The organism is Stenotrophomonas sp. YIM B06876, assembly GCF_030711595.1.
Classification (GTDB): Bacteria; Pseudomonadota; Gammaproteobacteria; order Xanthomonadales; family Xanthomonadaceae; genus Stenotrophomonas.
In genome coordinates this window covers 1-612 of record NZ_JAUJUJ010000484.1, presented here as the reverse complement: position 1 = coordinate 612, position 612 = coordinate 1, and the positions used below count along the sequence as shown (strand labels likewise).

Here is a 612-nt window from a genome sequence, read left to right as displayed (position 1 = left end):
ATCGCGCGCGCCAAGGGCAATGGCCAAAGCCCGAACGACCTGCTCGACCAGCGCGACCAGCTGATCAGCGACCTGAACCAATACGTGCAGACCACGCAGGTCGCGGCCGACGACGGCAGCATCGGCATCTTCGTCGGCGGCAGCCAGCCCCTGGTGCTGGGCAGCAGCGCGGCGCAGCTGTCGGTGGGCGATGCGCCCGAGTTCCCGGGCAGCGGCCAGCTGCAGCTGTTCTTCAACCGCCCGGGCGCTGCGCCCATCGCCATGAACGAGGCCATGCTCGGCGGCGGGGAAATCGCCGGCCTGCTGCGCTTCAACAACAGCGACCTGGCGGAAGGGCGCAACCTGCTCGGGCGCATGGCGCTGGCCATTGGCATGACCATGAACGAGCAGCACCAGCTGGGCCTGACGCTGGACGGCCAGATGGGCAAGGACCTGTTCTCCGTGCCCACCAGCATGCCCGGCCTGACCAGCGGCACCGCGGTCGGCAATGTGGGCTTCACCAACCCACTGCAGTTCGCCGCGTCGGACTACGAAGTGCGCTTCAATGCCACAGGCGGCGGCCAGGTGGTGCGCCTGTCCGACGGCAAGGCCACGGCATTCACCGACCTGGCG

At 68.8% G+C, this 612-nt stretch carries 1 pseudogene; it reads left to right on the top strand.

Annotated features, from left to right (window positions below):
• Nucleotides 1–612, top strand: a pseudogene (locus tag QZH66_RS18055) (hypothetical protein); the annotation flags it as partial.